General features: G+C 71.9%; 15 protein-coding genes. All 15 read right to left on the bottom strand.

Annotated features, from left to right (window positions below; all coding sequences use genetic code 11):
• Positions 1–35: 35 nt before the first annotated feature.
• The 15 genes from ACIPYW_RS15315 to ACIPYW_RS15245 all read right to left on the bottom strand — a co-directional run bounded on the left by ACIPYW_RS15315 (position 36) and on the right by ACIPYW_RS15245 (position 16,682).
• On the bottom strand, positions 36–959 hold the full coding sequence (locus ACIPYW_RS15315) for an RluA family pseudouridine synthase (RefSeq protein WP_400415012.1): 924 nt from the start codon (positions 957–959) through the stop codon (positions 36–38).
• 10 nt (positions 960–969) lie between these two features.
• Entirely contained in the window at positions 970–1,623 is a 654-nt protein-coding gene (gene lspA, locus ACIPYW_RS15310; protein ID WP_400415010.1) for a signal peptidase II, read from the bottom strand.
• Between the two features lie 2 nt (positions 1,624–1,625).
• A complete protein-coding gene (locus tag ACIPYW_RS15305; protein WP_290132098.1) occupies positions 1,626–2,315 on the bottom strand; it encodes a DivIVA domain-containing protein in 690 nt (229 codons plus the stop codon).
• Between the two features lie 179 nt (positions 2,316–2,494).
• Entirely contained in the window at positions 2,495–2,794 is a 300-nt protein-coding gene (locus ACIPYW_RS15300; protein ID WP_290132099.1) for a YggT family protein, read from the bottom strand.
• Positions 2,795–2,911: 117 nt separating this feature from the next.
• Positions 2,912–3,466: a cell division protein SepF gene (locus tag ACIPYW_RS15295; protein ID WP_400415007.1), complete on the bottom strand. Its 555-nt coding sequence runs from the start codon at positions 3,464–3,466 to the stop codon at positions 2,912–2,914.
• Between the two features lie 43 nt (positions 3,467–3,509).
• Positions 3,510–4,187 carry a YggS family pyridoxal phosphate-dependent enzyme gene (locus ACIPYW_RS15290; protein WP_400415253.1) on the bottom strand — a complete coding sequence of 226 codons (678 nt, stop codon included), beginning with the start codon at positions 4,185–4,187 and terminating at the stop codon, positions 3,510–3,512.
• 115 nt (positions 4,188–4,302) lie between these two features.
• Positions 4,303–5,469, bottom strand: coding sequence for a cell division protein FtsZ (ftsZ, locus tag ACIPYW_RS15285; protein ID WP_400415004.1), 1,167 nt, complete (start codon positions 5,467–5,469; stop codon positions 4,303–4,305).
• A 170-nt stretch (positions 5,470–5,639) separates the two neighbouring features.
• On the bottom strand, positions 5,640–6,860 hold the full coding sequence (locus tag ACIPYW_RS15280) for an FtsQ-type POTRA domain-containing protein (protein WP_400415002.1): 1,221 nt from the start codon (positions 6,858–6,860) through the stop codon (positions 5,640–5,642).
• Entirely contained in the window at positions 6,857–8,275 is a 1,419-nt protein-coding gene (gene murC, locus ACIPYW_RS15275; protein ID WP_400414999.1) for a UDP-N-acetylmuramate--L-alanine ligase, read from the bottom strand. The genes ACIPYW_RS15280 and murC overlap by 4 nt, the downstream gene beginning before the upstream one ends.
• On the bottom strand, positions 8,272–9,507 hold the full coding sequence (locus ACIPYW_RS15270) for a UDP-N-acetylglucosamine--N-acetylmuramyl-(pentapeptide) pyrophosphoryl-undecaprenol N-acetylglucosamine transferase (protein ID WP_400414996.1): 1,236 nt from the start codon (positions 9,505–9,507) through the stop codon (positions 8,272–8,274). Before ACIPYW_RS15270 ends, murC begins: the two co-directional genes overlap by 4 nt.
• Entirely contained in the window at positions 9,504–10,922 is a 1,419-nt protein-coding gene (ftsW, locus tag ACIPYW_RS15265; protein ID WP_400414994.1) for a putative lipid II flippase FtsW, read from the bottom strand. The genes ACIPYW_RS15270 and ftsW overlap by 4 nt, the downstream gene beginning before the upstream one ends.
• Complete coding sequence (gene murD, locus ACIPYW_RS15260) at positions 10,894–12,432, bottom strand: UDP-N-acetylmuramoyl-L-alanine--D-glutamate ligase (protein WP_400414992.1); 1,539 nt, start codon at positions 12,430–12,432, stop codon at positions 10,894–10,896. Before murD ends, ftsW begins: the two co-directional genes overlap by 29 nt.
• Entirely contained in the window at positions 12,422–13,525 is a 1,104-nt protein-coding gene (gene mraY / locus ACIPYW_RS15255) for a phospho-N-acetylmuramoyl-pentapeptide-transferase (RefSeq protein ID WP_290132107.1), read from the bottom strand. The genes murD and mraY overlap by 11 nt, the downstream gene beginning before the upstream one ends.
• Positions 13,522–15,048: a UDP-N-acetylmuramoyl-tripeptide--D-alanyl-D-alanine ligase gene (gene murF / locus ACIPYW_RS15250; RefSeq protein WP_400414990.1), complete on the bottom strand. Its 1,527-nt coding sequence runs from the start codon at positions 15,046–15,048 to the stop codon at positions 13,522–13,524. The genes mraY and murF overlap by 4 nt, the downstream gene beginning before the upstream one ends.
• A complete protein-coding gene (locus ACIPYW_RS15245) occupies positions 15,045–16,682 on the bottom strand; it encodes a Mur ligase family protein (RefSeq protein ID WP_400414988.1) in 1,638 nt (545 codons plus the stop codon). The genes murF and ACIPYW_RS15245 overlap by 4 nt, the downstream gene beginning before the upstream one ends.
• Positions 16,683–16,684 lie beyond the last annotated feature (2 nt).

The raw sequence follows: 16,684 nt of genomic DNA, 5'->3' as shown, positions 1-16,684 counted from the left end.
GAACCTCGGCACGACGCCGAGCGCCCCCGGCGCCCCTACGCCGCGCGGATGCGGTCGAGCGCCTGCTGCAGGTCGTCCGGGTACGAGGCCTCGAACTCCACCCACGACCCGGTGCGCGGGTGCTCGAACCCGAGCCGCACGGCGTCGAGCCACTGCCGGGTCAGCCCGAGCTCCTCGGCGAGCACCGGGTCGGCTCCGTACATCGTGTCGCCCACGAGCGGGTGCCGCGTCGCCGCCATGTGCACGCGGATCTGGTGCGTCCGCCCGCTCTCGAGGTGCACCTCGAGCAGGGTCGCCGACCGGAAGGCCTCGAGGGTCTCGTAGTGCGTGACGCTCGGCTTGCCGTCCGCCGTCACCGCGAACTTCCAGTCGCTCGACGGGTGCCGGCCGATCGGGGCGTCGATCGTGCCGGAGGTCGGGTCCGGGTGGCCCTGCGCGAGCGCGTGGTAGACCTTGTCGACCGTGCGCTCCTTGAACGCCCGCTTCAGGTGCGTGTAGGCAAGCTCGGTCTTGGCGACGACCATCAGCCCCGACGTGCCGACGTCGAGCCGGTGCACGATGCCCGCCCGCTCGGCGGCCCCGGAGGTCGCGATCGTGAAGCCCGCGGCGGCGAGGCCCCCGGGGACGGTCGGGCCGTCCCACCCGGGAGACGGGTGCGCGGCGACGCCGATGGGCTTGTCCACGACGACGATGTCCTCGTCGTCGTGCACGATCGTCATGCCGGGCACCTCGACCGGGACGATCCGCGGGGCTTCCTTCGGCGTCCACTCGACCTGCAGCCACGAGTCGGCGTGCAACCGGTCGGACTTGTCCACGGTGACGCCGTCGACGGTCACGCCGCCGGCGGCGACGACGTCGGCCGCGAACGACCGACTGAAGCCGAGCAGCTTGGCGATGGCGGCGTCGACGCGCTCACCGGCGAGTCCGTCGGGGACGGGGAGCGAACGGGACTCGGTCACGTGCGGGACCTCACGTCGCGTCGTGGCCGAGCGGGTCGCGGCCGTCGCGCGGCGCACGCGGGTCCTCGACGCGCGGCCGGGAGGCAGTGCTCGCCTCCGCCTCGCTGGTCGCGACCGCGGCGTCCTGCTCGCGACGCTGCTTCTCGCTGACCGCGCGCGTGCCGTCGAGGTTCACCCCGAGGATGACGAGCAGCACGAAGATGACCATGCTCACGCAGATGAACGAGTCGGCGATGTTGTAGATCGCGGGCATCATCCACGGCGTCGAGATGAAGTCCACCACGTGCCCGCGGCCGAAGCCGGGCTCACGGAAGAGCCGGTCGAGCAGGTTCCCGAGCGCGCCACCGAGCAGCATCCCGAGGACGATCGCCCACCACATCGACCGGATCCGTCGGGCGAACACGATGATCGCGACGACGACGGCCGCCGAGACGATCGAGAACACCCACGTCATGTTCACCGCGAAGGAGAACGCGGCCCCGGGGTTCCGGACGTAGAAGAACTGCAGGGCGTTCCCGAGCACCGCCACGGGCCGGCCGTACGGCAGGTTCGCGACGACGATCGCCTTGACGACCTGGTCGAGCGCCACCACGACGACAGCGGCGAAGGCCAGTGCCGCGATCGCGCGGACACTGACCTTCGCTCGTGGTGCTGGTCGTGACAACGTCAGTTGCCGACGCCCGAGGCAGAGGCCGGGGCGAACCCGGACTGCTCGGTGCCGCCAGAGGTGTCGAGCTCGTTGAGCTGCCCCTGGATGTAGCTCTTCAGCTGAGCGCGGTAGTCGCGCTCGAACGTGCGGAGCTCGTCGATCTTGCCCTCGAGCTGGCGCTGCTCCTGCTCGAGCACCGCCACACGCTGACGGTTGGTGTTCTCGGTGTCGGCGATGATCTGGCGCTGCTTGGCCTCGGCGTCGGAGACGAGGCGAGCGGCCTGCGCGGTGCCCTCGGCGATGAGCGCGTCACGCTTCTCGATGCCCTCGCGGACGTGCTCCTCGTGCAGACGACGAGCGAGCGTGAGGAGGTTCGTGGTGCCCTCGGTGTCCTCGTCCGGGGAGACCGTGGCAGCGGCGGGTGCGGCAGCGGCAACCGGCGCGGGCTCCGGAGCGGCGGCGACGGGGGCCGGCTCGGGCTCGGGGGTCGGGGCAGGCTGCTCCGCGGCCTGCTCGGTCGCGGCCGGCTTCGGCGCCGACTCGGCGGCCTGCAGGCGCTGCCGGAGCTCGTCGTTCTCCGCGGTCAGGCGGCGGAGCTCGACCACGACCTCGTCGAGGAAGTCGTCGACCTCGTCCTGGTCGTAGCCCTCGCGGAACTTCGTCGGCTGGAACCGCTTGTTGACTACGTCTTCCGGCGTCAAAGCCATTGCCGTCACCTCAATAGAACTGCTGAACGTGTGGAACCACTACCGGTGCGACCGAATCTACCAGTCGTACCGTGTGGTGCGGATGCCGCGCCGGGGCGAGCATCGATCCCGACCACCGTACACCGACGGGGGTGGGGAGTCGTCACCGCGCCTGGCGTGGCGCGTGTCGGGGCTGTCGATCAGGCCGAGGCCGTGATGAGCAGTCCGACGATGAACCGGACGATGATCGCGACGAGCAGCACGATCGTCCAGCCGAAGTCGAGCGCCACGGGGCCCATCCGCATGGGCGGGAGGAGCCGGCGCACGAACCGGATGGGCGGGTCGGTGATCGTGTAGACCACGTCCGCCACGACGAGCATCCCGCCCCGCGGACGCCACTGCCGGTTGAAGGTCTGCACGAGGTCCAGGGCGAACCGACCCCAGAGCACGATGATGTAGAGCAGGAGTGCGTAGTACAGGACCAGGAGGATCGCGGTCACGGTGGGGCTCGCTCGTCTCGGGTGACCGTCAGCCGCGCTGGCTGCTCACGGACTGTCGGTCACGGGCGGGTGGGCCGGCCGGTACGGCGCAGGCGGTGAGCGCGCGCCGGGTCCGGCTCAGGACTGGGCGAAGAAGTTCGCCTCGATGTCGGACTCTACCTCAGGCGCCTCACCGCTCACTGCGACGTGGGCCGGGGAGAGCAGGAAGACCTTGTTGGTGACGCGCTCGATCTTGCCGTACAGGCCGAGCGACAGCCCCGAGGCGAAGTCGATCATGCGCCGCGCGTCCGCCTCGGTCATCTGCGTGAGGTTGATGATCACGGGGATGCCGTCGCGGAAGCTCTCGGCGATGGACTGCGCGTCCTTGTACTCACGGGGGTGGACGGTGAGGATCTCGTTCATTTCCTGGACCGGGGTCGCCTTCTGTGCGGTCGTGTGCGAGCGGCGGAGCGGGGTGACCTGGGCACCGCGCTGCGGGGTGTGCGCCTTGGGCTCGGGGGCCGGGGTCGGTGCGGGTTCAGCCGCCGCCGGGGCTTCCTGAGCAGCCGGAGCGGGAGTCGCCGCCGGGGCGGCCTGGGCACGCGCCGGGGCGGCCTGCGGCTCGTCCTCGTACTCGAGTTCCTCGTCGGCGAGGCCGAGGTAGACCATCGTCTTCTTCAGCGGACCAGCCATGGTTCCTCCCGGGTTCGTGCTCGTGGTTGCCCTGCTGTCGAGGCTACGGTGCGTCCGGGCGTTTCCCCGTGATTGCGGTCCCGATCCGGAGGTGTGTCGCGCCCTCGGCGATCGCTTCCGCGTAGTCGCCGCTCATGCCGGCGCTGATGTCCGTCGCACCGGGCGCGAGGGAGACCACGCGCTCCGAGATCCCGCGCAGCCGGGCGAACGCCGCCCGGGGCTCCTCGTCGAGCGGCGCGACCGCCATCACGCCCCGCAGCCGGATCGTCCCGGTGCCGAGCACGCGGTCGACCATGGCCTCGACGGCATCGGGACGGACGCCTCCGCGCTCGGGGTCGTCCGTGAGGTTGACCTGCACGAAACCGTCGATCACGGGCGGCTCCGGCTCGGCGTCCGTCGGGGCGAAGGCGTCCACCACCGAATCCCGGTCCAGCGACTGCACGACGTGCGCGTACCGACGAACCTGCCGCGCCTTCTTCGACTGCAGCTGCCCGACGAAGTGCCACGTGAGCGGCAGGTCGGCGAGCTCGGCGGCCTTCGCCTGCGCCTCCTGGTGGCGGTTCTCCCCCACGTCGGTGACGCCGAGCGCGGCGAGCTCGCGGACGAGCGACGCCGGGTGGTACTTCGTCACGACGATGAGCGTCATCTCGTCGGGGCGGCGCCCCGCGACCCGCGCCGCGTCGGCGATGCCGCTCCTGACGGACGCGAGACGCGCCTCCAGTCCGTCGCCTGGAGACGAGTCGGTCTGGGCCCCGACCGCCGGTTCCGGATCGACGCGCCAGCGGCGATCCGGCCGTGCCGGTTGGGAGAGGCGCGGATCACCTGCCACGGCAGTGTTACTTCAGGAAGTCGGGGACGTCGAGCTCGTCGTCGTCGTCGTCGAAGGCCGGGTCGGCGGCGCGCTGCGCCGGCGCCTCGTGCTCCTGCGACGCCCACGAGGACGACGAGTCCTCGATGGCACCGGTCGCGCCGGCGGCACCGGCCGCGGCGCCGGTGGACGCGCCACCGTCCGCCTCGACCCAGCTCGAGCGACGCTCCTTCTGCTGCGCCGTCGGCTCGCCACCGTCGAAGCCGGCGGCGATGACGGTCACGCGGACCTCGTCGCCGAGGGTGTCGTCGATGACCGCACCGAAGATGATGTTCGCCTCGGGGTGGACGGCCTCCTGCACCAGGCGGGCGGCGTCGTTGATCTCGAAGATGCCGAGGTTCGATCCGCCCTGGATCGACAGGAGCACGCCGTGCGCGCCGTCGATCGAGGCTTCGAGCAGCGGGCTGGCGACCGCGAGCTCGGCGGCCTTGATCGCCCGGTCGGCCCCGCGCGAGGAGCCGATGCCCATGAGCGCCGAGCCCGCACCCTGCATGACCGACTTGACGTCGGCGAAGTCGAGGTTGATGAGGCCGGGGGTCGTGATGAGGTCGGTGATGCCCTGGACGCCGGCGAGGAGGACCTGGTCGGCGGTCGCGAAGGCCTCGACCATCGAGATGCCGCGGTCGGAGATCTCGAGGAGGCGGTCGTTCGGGACGACGATCAGCGTGTCGACCTCGTCCTTGAGCGAGGCGACGCCGTTCTCGGCCTGGGACTGCCGACGCTTGCCCTCGAAGCTGAACGGCTTCGTGACGACGCCGATCGTCAGCGCGCCGATCGACTTCGCGATGCGGGCCACCACGGGAGCACCACCCGTACCGGTCCCGCCGCCCTCGCCCGCGGTGACGAAGACCATGTCGGCACCCGCGAGGGCTTCCTCGATCTCCTCGGCGTGGTCCTCGGCGGCGCGACGGCCGACCTCGGGGTCCGCGCCGGCGCCGAGGCCGCGGGTGATCTCGCGGCCGACGTCGAGCTTGACGTCAGCGTCGCTGAGCAGCAGAGCCTGCGCGTCGGTGTTGATCGCGATGAACTCCACGCCGCGGAGGCCGAGCTCGATCATGCGGTTCACGGCGTTGACGCCGCCGCCGCCGACACCGACGACCTTGATGACGGCGAGGTAGTTGTGGTTCGTGGTCACGTCAGTCCGGCCTCCGGTTGAACCCTCAACCTCTACTTGAAAGTCAGGGTTTTTGCTGCTAGGTGTGGTGCTTGCGTCGACGCTACGGGTGCCCTCCCGACGAGGCACAGCCGCCACGCCGCGTGTCGCCCGATTCCGCCCGACTCCGGTGCCCGGGACGGCTCCGACGCCTACTTCGCCGAGCGGATGACGCCGTTGTCGGGCGCGCTGACGTCGTACTCGACGACCGACCCCGGGTCTCGGGTCTCGTGGTCCCGCACGAGCGCGGCCAGGAGCCGGGCCTTCGCGTCCGACGCGTCGGGGCTCCCCCAGACGACCTTCGAGCCGTCCTTGAGCGTCAGGGTGACGTCGTCCGCGGTGGAGGCCTTGACGGCCTTCGTCTGCGAGCGCACCGACGACGGGAGCGCCAGGACCACCTCGGACATGGTGCGGAACACCGGGGAACCGAGCTTCGCGCTGCCGATGTCGGCGAGGGGCATCGACGCCGGGCGGTCCTTCGCCGACTGCACGACGATGCCGGCCGGGTCGACGAGGTCGAAGGTGCGGCCGGACTGCACGGCGACCACGGGCGTGCGCTCGGTGACGGTCACGACGAGGGTGTGCGGCGGCGCTTCCTCGGTGACGTAGCTCTCGACGAGCGGGAACTGCGCGATGTCCCGCTTGACCTCGTCGAAGTCGAGTCGGGCGAGCGGCGTGCCGATCTGACCGGACAGCGCCCGTCGGAGCGCGGCGTCGTCCACCCGGTTCGTGCCCTTGACCTCGATCGTCTGCAGGGCCATGAGCGGCGAGTACACCGCGACGAGGATCGAAGCGCCGAGCACCACGACGATCCCGGCCGCCGTGATCCACGCGGCACGGCGGTGGCGGCTGCGCCGGGTGAAGCGGCGGACCTCGGCGCGTTCGAGGAGACGGCGGCGGCGCCTGGCGACGCGAGCCTCCCGGGCGGTCTCGGCGGCGCGGACCTTCGTCCCGATCGGGGTCTCCAGGACGTCGCTGACCCGGCCGTCGTCGTGGACGGAGCGGTCGGACGTCGCATCGTCCGGACGGGGGCGCGGTCCGCGGCGGTCGTCGGAGGGGTGGTCCTCGTCCGGTGCGTACTCGCGGAGTCGCCCGGCGACGGACGACAGCCCGGCGCCCAGGCGGCGGCCGGCGGCGCCGGCGAGGGCGGACGCGCGGTCACGCGAGGACGGCGCTGCCTCGTCCTCCGGCCCGGCCGCCTCGGGTCCCGCAGCCGGCGGGGCGGGGTCGACCCGAGCCTCCAGGCCGTCCTCGGGTGTCGGCGCGACCGGTCGACGCGGGAGCCGGGGGGCACGACGCTGCCGGGGCGCCGGGGCGTCCTCGTCCGGAGCGGTCGGCTCCGGACGCTCGTCGAACCCCTCGGGACGCTTCACCGGGACTGCGCTCCGTCGTGCAGCGCCGTGAGCACCTGCGGGATGATCCGGTACACGTCACCGCAGCTGAGCGTCATGATGATGTCGCCGTCCTGCGCGACCGCGGCCGCGCGGGCCGAGGCCTCGTCCCAGTCGGGCAGGAAGTCGACGCGGGACTGGTCCGCGAAGCGCTCCTGCACGAGCGCGCCCGTGACGCCGGGCTCGGGGTCCTCGCGCGCACCGTAAACGTCGAGCACGACGGTGTGGTCCGCGAGCTCCTCGTAGACCTTCGCGAAGTCGCCGGCCATGAGCCGTGTGCGCGAATACAGGTGCGGCTGGTGGATCGCGATGATCCGGCCGTCCCCGACGACGTTGCGCGCTGCCCGGAGCGCCGCCGCCACCTCGGTCGGGTGGTGCGCGTAGTCGTCGTACACCGACACCCCGCGCTCGACGCCGTGGAGCTCGAAGCGTCGCTGGGTGCCGCCGAAGGCCTCGATCCCACGGATCGCGTCGGCGGGCGCGACGCCGAGGCCGGTGAGGACCGCGAAGGCCCCGACCGCGTTCACGGCGTTGTGCCGCCCGGGCACCCGCAGGGTCAGGTGGTGCGACTCGCCACCGGCGCGGAAGTCGACCTCGACCCCGGCCGACTCGGTGATGCGCTCGATGCGGACGTCGGCGTCGTCCGCCTCACCGAACGTGACGATCTCCGGCGCGTCGGGTCGGGCACGGACTCCCGCGGTGACCCGCTTGGCCTCGCCGTCGTCGCTCGAGATGACCAGGCGCTCGGAGGCCTTCGCGGCGAAGTCGACGAACGCCTCGGTGAACGCCTCGACGCTGCCGTAGTGGTCGAGGTGGTCGGCGTCGACGTTCGTGACGAGCGCCACGGCCACGTCGTAGAGCAGGAAGGAGCCGTCGGACTCGTCGGCCTCGACGACGAAGAGGTCGCTCGAACCCGGGGCCGAGCTCGTGCCGAGGGACTGGATGACGCCGCCGTTCACGAAGCTCGGGTCGAGGCCGAGCTCGACGAGGGCGGTGACGATCATGCCCGTCGAGGTGGTCTTGCCGTGGGCACCGGCGACCGCGACGAGGCGCTGCCCGGCGATGAGCGCCGCGAGGGCCTGGGACCGGTGCAGCACCGGGATGCCGCGGCGCTGGGCCTCGAGCAGCTCGGGGTTGTCCGGCCAGAGCGCGCTCGTGACGACGATCGTGTCCGCCTCGCCGACGTTCGCGGCGTCGTGACCGATGTGCACGTCGGCGCCGAGCTCTCGCATCGTCTGCGTGGTCGCGGTCTTCCGGGCGTCGCTCCCGCTGACGCGGTGGCCGGCGGCGAGGAACATCCGGGCGATGCCGCTCATCCCGGAACCACCGATGCCGACGAAGTGCACGGCACCGAGGTCGTCCGGGATCGGCTGGGTCAGGTCCGGCTTGATGGTCATGGTTCCTCCGTGGTGCTGCCGGTGCTCGGCCGGCCGTCGGCGTCGCGTGCTGCGTCGCCGGTCTCGGTGCGCGGTGCGTTCCGTGCGGCATCGCCGGACGTGTCGCTCTGCCCGGCGCGGGTTGCGTCGCCGGTCGTGTCGCTCCGCCCGGCGCGGGTTGCGCTCCGTGCGGCGTCGAGCACGAGGTCGGTCATCCGGTCGGCGCCGTCGCGGTGTCCGACGCTGCCCGCCCGGACCGCCATGCTCGCGACGCGGGCACGGTCCTGCAGGAGCGTCAGGAGCTGGAACGTCACCCAGTCCTGGTCGAATTCCCCGTCGGCCACGAGGACCGCTCCCCCGGCGTCGACGACGTCCTTCGCGTTGTGCCGCTGCTCGCCGTTGCCGACCGGGTACGGCACGAGGACGCTCGGCAGCCCGACGGCGGTGAGCTCGCAGACCATGCCGGCGCCGGACCGCGAGACCACGAAGTCGCTCGCGGCGTACGCGAGGTCCATGCGGTCGCAGTAGGGCAGCACGTGGTAGCCGTCGAGGTCGCTCGGCCCGATGTCCGACTTCGCACCGACGACGTGCAGCACCTGCCACCCGGCGCCGACGATCGCGGCTGCGCTGCGGTTCACCGTGCGGTTGATGCTCCGGGCTCCCGAGGACCCACCGGTCACCAGCAAGACGGGGCGGTCGGCGTCGAGGCCGAACTCCGCGAGCCCCTCGGCCCGGCTCGCACGGCGGTCCAGGGACTCGACCTCGCGACGGAGCGGCATGCCGACGACGCGGCCGTGGCGGAGTCGGGTGTTCGAGAACGTGACACCGACGTGCTCGGTGAGGAACGCGGCGAGGCGGTTCGCGAGACCGGGCTTGGCGTTCTGCTCGTGCACGACGATCGGCGTCCCGGTGCGACGGGCCGCGATGTAGGCGGGAGCGGCCGCGTAGCCGCCGACCCCGAGGACGACGTCGACGCCGCGGTCGCGGATGATCTGCTCGGTGCGTTGCACCGCGCGCCGGAAGGCGCCGGGGAAGCGCAGCGCGGCGGCGTTCGGCTTCCGCGGGAAGGGCAGGCGCGGGATCGTCAGCAGTTCGTACCCGCGCATCGGGACGAGCCGGGACTCGAGGCCCTCGGCGGTCCCGAGGACGAGCACCTCGGCGTCGGGGTCGCGCTCGGTCAGCCGGTCGGCGACCGCGAGCAGGGGGTTCACGTGGCCGGCGGTCCCGCCGCCGGCGAAGAGGTAGCGGCTCACCGCTGGGCTCCGTTCGTGCGCGGACTGCGCGGGGTGGTGCCGGCGCGGGCGCCGGTGCTGGCGCCGCGGAGGGTGGTCCGGGCATCGAGGCCCGGGTCGTCGGAGCGCTTGCCGGGCAGGTCCCGCGCGAACGACAGCACCACTCCGATGCCGACGAGGGTCATGATGAGCGCCGAGCCACCCGCGGAGATGAGCGGCAACGGCACCCCGAGCACCGGCAGGAGCCCGAGCACCACCGCGATGTTGACGAGCGCCTGCCCGATGATCCACGCGAGGATCCCGCCGGTGACGGTCTTGACGAACGGGTCGCGGCTCTGCCGGATGACCTTGATCATGCTGACCGCGAGGACCACGAAGAGCGCGAGCACGACGACGGCGCCGATGAGCCCGAGTTCCTCGCCGATGATCGCGAAGATGTAGTCGTTGTCGGCCTCGGGCAGCCAGGACCACTTCGCCTTGGAGTTGCCGAGTCCGACACCGAAGACGCCGCCGGACGCGAGCGCCCACATGCCGTGCACGGGCTGCCAGCAGAGGTCCTGGAACTGGTTCGAGTCGGTGCAGCCGGAGAGCCAGGCGTTGATGCGGTACGACCGCGACGCCGACGTCATCGTGATGAACGGCAGCACGACGGCGATCGTGCCGACGACCACGAGCAGGTGCTTCGCCCGGGCGCCACCGACGTAGAGGGCGCCGAGGACGAGGATGAGCATGATCATCGCCGTGCCCTGGTCGCCGCCGAGGAGCACGAGTCCGAGCGGCAGCACGATGGCGATGCCGATCGGGACGAACAGCTCCTTCCAGTTGTCGAGCTTGTCCCGCTTGACGTACATGATCGCGCCGACCGCGAGGGCGAGTCCGAGCTTCACGGCCTCGGAGGGCTGCGCGCTGAACGAGCCGATCGAGATCCAGTTCCGGTTGCCCTGGATCTCCACGCCGAGCGGTGTGTAGACGAGCAACTGCAGTACGAGCGCCGCGCCCAGGATCCCCATCGCCCACTTCCGCCAGGCGCGGGCGGGCACCCGGCTGGCGATGAGCATGAGCGGCACACCGAGCACCGCGTAGAGCCCCTGCCGGGACGCGGCGCCGAAGAAGTCGTGCGTGGCGGCGTACTGCTCGACGCTGGAGGACGAGAGCACCATGACGACGCCGAAGACGACGAGGAAGAGCGTGACGCCGAGGATCGTGTAGAACGTGGCCGACTCGGCGACGAACACGTTCTTCACCGCGACGACGGCGCCCGTCGGGCGGCGCCGCGACGATCCCGTGCCGGTCGCGCTCGACGTGCCGGTCGCGCCCGTGCCGCGCGCGCTCGACGTGCCGGTCGCGCCCGTGCCGCGCGCGCTCGACGCGCCGGTCGCGCCCGTGCCGCGTGCACTCGCTGCGCCGCTAGGGCCGTTCGCCGGAAGGTCCGCCATCGCCGTTTCCTCCCAGGTGCTCGTGGACCGCCGCCGCGAACCGACGCCCCCGGTCGGAGTACGAGTCGAACTGGTCGAACGACGCCGCCGCCGGGGCGAGGAGGACCGTGTCGCCCGGCCTCGCGACCGATGCGGCATGCCGGACCGCCTCGGGCATGACCTGATCAGTGTCCGATGCCTCGACCTGCAGGACCGGGACCGACGGCGCGTGTCGCGCGAATGCCTCGAGCACCGGCGCGCGGTCGGTGCCGATGACGACGACGCCGCGGACACCGGGGCCGAACCGCTGCACGAGCCCGTCGACGTCGACGCCCTTGAAGAGCCCCCCGACGATCCAGACGACGGTGTCGAACGACGCCAGGGACGCGGTCGCCGCGTGCGGGTTCGTCGCCTTCGAGTCGTCGACCCAGGTGATGCCGTCCGCAGAGGCGACGAGTTCGGTCCGGTGGTGGTCGGCGCGGAAGCCCCGGACGGCCTGCTGGATCGCGGCGGGCTGCACGGTGGCGGCACGGGCGAGCGCGGCGGCGGCGAGGACGTTCATCGTCATGTGCGGGCTCGCGAGCCCGGCTTCCTCGAGGTCCGCGAGGGTCGCGAGCTCGAGGGCGCTCGACCGGCGGTCCTCCCCGAACGCGCGGTCGCACAGGACGTCCTCGACGATCCCGACGTCACCGGGTGCGGGGACCCCGGGGGTGAACCCGACGGCGCGGCAGCCCTCCACCACGTCGGCGCCCTCGACCATGGTCCGGGTGACCTCGTCGGTCGTGTTGTAGACGCACGCCATCACGGTGCGCTCGTAGACCTTCGCCTTCGCCGCGCGGTAGGCCTCGGCCGAGCCGTGCCACTCGAGGTGGTCGTCGGCGATGTTCAGGCAGGCGCTCGCGAGCGGCACCACCGCACCGTCGCCGGCGTCGGCCATGTAGTGCAGCTGGTGGCTCGACAGCTCGACCACGAGGACGTCGAAGCCGTCCGGGTCGCGGACGACGTCGAGCACCGGCACACCGATGTTGCCGCACGACACCGCACGGAGCCCGGCGGCCTCGAACATCGCGGTGGTCAGCTGGGTGGTGGTGGTCTTGCCGTTCGTGCCGGTGATGGTCACCCACGGGGCGGCGACCGGGCCGCGGACGACCTTGTCGCGCACCCGCCAGGCGAGCTCGATGTCGCCCCACACGGTGCTGTGCTCGACGGCCCACCGGACCGAGGCGTTGTGCGGCGGCAGACCCGGCGAGACCACGACGACGTCGGGCGCCTGCGCGACGAGCGCATCCGGGACGGCGTCGAGCGGGGTGCGCTCGAACCGCGCCCCGATCACGTCGAGCAGCTCGATCGTGTCCGCGGGGCCGTCCGGTGCGTACACCGTGACCTCGCTGCCCAGCTCGACGAGGGTGTCCGCGACCGAGAAGCCCGTCGACCCGAGGCCGAGCACGGCGACCCGGAGCCCCTTCCAGCCCTCCGCGTACCAGCTGTCGAGACCGGTGAGCCGGTCGGGGGTCGTGGCGTCAGCCGACACGGGTGATCCACTCCAGGTAGAAGAGGCCGACGCCGCCGACGACGCACAGCCCGGCGATGATCCAGAACCGCACGACGACCGTCACCTCGGCCCAGCCCTTGAGCTCGAAGTGGTGGTGCAGCGGACTCATCCGGAAGATGCGCTTGCCGTGCGTGATCTTGAAGTACGCCCGCTGCAGGATGACCGAACCGGTGACGATGAAGAACAGGCCGCCGATGAGGACGAGCAGCAGCTCGGTGCGGCTGAGGACCGCGAGTCCGGCGAGGGCACCGCCGAGGCCGAGCGAGCCGGTGTCGCCGAGGAAGATCTGTGCCGGGGACGTGTTGTACCAGAGGAACCCGATCAGCCCGCCGACGACGGCCGCGGCGACCACCGCGAGGTCGAGCGGGTTCGACACCGTGTAGCAGGCGTGGGCGGTGGTCTCGTCGAGGCGCGGGCTGCCGCACTGCTGGTTGGACTGCCAGAACCCGATGATGACGTAGGAACCGATCGCGAGGATGCTCGACCCGGTCGCGAGCCCGTCGAGGCCGTCCGCGACGTTGACGCCGTTCGACGTCGACACCGTGAGCAGCACGATCCACGCCAGGAACAGGATCGTCCCGATGACCGTCCCGAGCGCCATGAGGTCGAGCCACGGGATGTCCCGGATCGCGGAGATCATCGTCGACGCCGGGGGCTTGCCGTTGCCGGAGGGCACCACGAGGGCGACGGTGGCGAAGATGACGCCGACGATCACCTGGCCGAGCACCTTGGCCCAGCCGCCGAGGCCGAGGCTCCGCTGACGCCGGACCTTGAGGAAGTCGTCGACGAAGCCGACGAACCCGAGGCCGACCATGAGGAACAGCACGAGCAGCCCGGAGAGGGTCACCGAGTCGCGGCCGACGAGGTGTCCGACGAAGTAGCCGATCACCGAGCCGATGATGAGGACGATGCCGCCCATCGTGGCCGTGCCGCGCTTGGTGTGGTGCGACTGGGGTCCGTCGTCGCGGATGAACTGCCCCCACCCGAGACGGTGGAACAGCTTGATGAAGAGCGGCGTGAGCAGCAGCGTGAACACCAGCGACACGGCGCCGGCGACCAGGAGCGCGATCATTCGGTGACTCCTCCGAGTCGGTCTCCGAGGAAGCGCAGTCCGGCGGAGTTCGAGGACTTGACGAGGACCACGTCACCGGGGCGGAGCATGGTCTCGAGGGTGCGGACGGCCTCGTCGACGTCCTCGGTGAACACTGACTCGCCGTCCCACGATCCCTCGAGGGTGGCGGCCTGGTGGATCGGCATCGCGCCGCGGCCGACGACCACGAGCTGCCCGATGCCGAGCCGGACCACGAGCCGGCCGAGCCGGTCGTGCTCCTCGGTCGCGAACTCGCCGAGCTCGCTCATCTCGCCGAGCACGGCGACCGCGCGCTCCCCCGGCCGCACGATCTGCGCCAGGGTCCGCAGCGCCGCTGCGGTCGAGTCCGGGGACGCGTTGTACGCGTCGTTGATGACGGTCACGCCCTCCGGGCCACCCGGGAGGATCTCCATGCGCCACCGTTCGGCCCGCGTCATCGACGCGAGCGCCTCGGCGCCGGTGGCGAGGGGGACGCCCCACAGGTTCGCCACCGTGAGCGCCGCGCTGGCGTTCATCGCGTGGTGTTCCCCGATGATGGCGAGGCGGACGTCGGCGGTCTCGGCGGGGCGATCCGTGCCTCTCCCCACCGGCACGGCCGGCTCGCCGCTGGCGCGTCGATCCGGAACCGGCGGCGTGGGCCCAGGCTGGTCGCCCGTCGGCCCGATCAGCGTGAACCGCGTGCCGGTCCGGTCCGTCTCGATGCCGCCGATGCGGTAGTCGGCGTCGGCCGACGTGCCGAACCCGACGACGCGAGCGCGCGTCAGGTCGCGCATCGCGGCGACACGGTCGTCGTCGACGTTGAGGAGCGCCGTGGCGGTCTCCGGGAGGTCGGTGACCATCTCGGACTTTGCCTTCTGGGTGGCCTCGATCCCGCCGAACTCGCCGGCGTGCGCGAGGCCCACCTTCAGGACGACGCCGACGTCGGGTTCCGCGATCGAGACGAGCTTGGCGATGTGGCCCTTGCCGCTCGCGCCCATCTCGACCACGAGGAAGCGGGTGTCGTGCGTGATCCGGAGCATCGAGATCGGTGCGCCGACGTGGTTGTTGAACGAGCCCTTCGGCGCGATCGTCTCGCCCTGCGTCGACAGGATGGTGGCGAGCATGTTCTTCGTGCTCGTCTTCCCGTTCGAGCCCGTGATGCCGACGACGCGCAGCGGCGCGGGACGGCCTTCGGCGTCGACGCGGTCGGCACTGGAGGTGCGCACGCGGGCGACGACCTCGTGGGCGAGGGCGGCCAGGGCGGCGTACCCGTCGGCCACGACGATCTGCGGCGCGGCGGTCTCGACGCGCTCGGGCGTGATGACCAGGGCGGCGCCGGCCTCGGTCGCGGCCGGGACGAAGCGGCGGCCGTCGGTGACCTCGCCGGGGAGGGCGAAGAAGACGCTGCCGGGGCTCACGAGCCGGGAGTCCGTCTCGACGGAGCCGTCGACGACCAGGTCCTGGGCGCCACCGATCAGCTCGCCGTCGACCGCGGCGGCGATCTCGGCGAGGGTCATGGGGATCATCGGGTCTCCTCCACCGGGCCGCTGTTCGGTTCCCACCCGGCCTCGCGCAGGGCCTGACGGGCCTCGTCGCGAGCCGAGTAGGGCGTGCGGACACCCTGGATGTCGCGGTAGTCCTGGTGGCCGGGGCCGGCCCAGAGGATCGAGTCGCCCTCGCCGAGCAGACCGACGGCCTTCCGGATCGCGGCTTCGGGCGGGCTGACCTCGTAGAGCTCGTGGTCCGGGTACGCCTCGCGCGCGGCGTCGACCAGGGTCTTCCGGATCGACGCGGCGTCCTCGAAGCGCGGGTGGTGGTCGGTGATCACGAGCACGTCGCTGCCGGCGGCGGCGACCCGCGCCATGTCCGCACGCTTCGTGGTGTCGCGGTCGCCGTCGGCGCCGAACAGCATGAGGACCCGACCGGGCGTGAACTGGCGGACGGCAGCGAGGGTGTTCTCGAACGCGTCGGGGCTGTGCCCGAAGTCCACGTAGACGCTCGGGCCGTGTTCGCCGGAGACGCGCTCGGTGCGTCCGGGGAGGTAGCACTCGATGGCGCTCGTCCGCTCGCCGCGTTCCTCACGCTCGTCCTCGTCGGGGTAGCGGCGGTGGCCGGTCTCGAGCGCCTGCGCGATCGCACCGAGCTCGAACCCGCCCTCGACGAGCATCACGATCGCGAGCGCGGCGTTCGCGGCCATGTGCCAGCCGATGAGCGGCACGCGGGTGGTCAGCTCGCGACCCTCGGGTCCGGTCAGCCGGAACTCGGTGTACGCCGCGTGCGCCTCGAGGATGTCGACGTGCCACTCGGCCTCGACCTCGGGGTGCACCGTGATGGTCGTCACCGGGATGCGGGAGTCCTGCACCACGCGGTGACCCCAGTCGGTGTCGAGCGAGACGACCCCGCGGCGGGCGTGCTCGGGCTGGAAGAGCGGCAGCTTGGCCTGGTAGTACTCCTCCATGTCGGCGTAGTCGTCGAGGTGGTCGTGCGAGAGGTTCGTGAACCCGGCGACGTCGAACACGATGCCGTCGACACGGTGGCGGCTGAGGGCCTGCGCGCTCACCTCGACGGCCACGGCGCGGACCTCGGCCTCGCGCATGCGGGCGAGGAGCGCGTGCATCTCGCTCGCCTCGGGTGTGGTCAGACGGCTCGTCACGCTGAGGGCACCGATGTGCCGTTCGGCGGTGGAGCTCAGGCCGGCGACGAGGCCGAGCTGCTTGAGGATGCCCTCGAGGATGTACGAGGTGCTCGTCTTGCCGTTCGTCCCCGTCGTCGCGAAGAGCTGCGGGAGGTCGGTCGCCTCGTCCGGGTGGGTCCGGTAGACCCACGCGGAGACGTCGCCGAGCGCCGCACGGGGGTCGTCGACCACGAGCACGGGCAGGCCCGACGGTTCCGCGAGCGCCACGCCGTCGGCGTCGGTGAGGACCGCGACCGCACCGCGCTCGGCGGCCTCGGTCGCGAACTGGGCGCCGTGGCGGTTCGCGCCGTGCACACCGACGAACAGGTCACCGGGCTGCACCTCGGCAGCGCTCAGGGTGACACCCGTGGTCTCGACGCCGTCGAGCGAGCCGACGACGCGCAGCCCGAAGCCGTTCGCCAGTTCGGCGACCGATCGGGGGGTGGGGTGTTCGGGCCGGAGGACCGGGGGGATCCGTGCGGACAAGT

Source organism: Curtobacterium sp. NPDC089689 (assembly GCF_044749145.1).
Classification (GTDB): domain Bacteria; phylum Actinomycetota; class Actinomycetes; order Actinomycetales; family Microbacteriaceae; genus Curtobacterium.
Note: the sequence above shows the minus strand (reverse complement) of the source record. Positions and strands in the feature narration are given on the sequence as shown.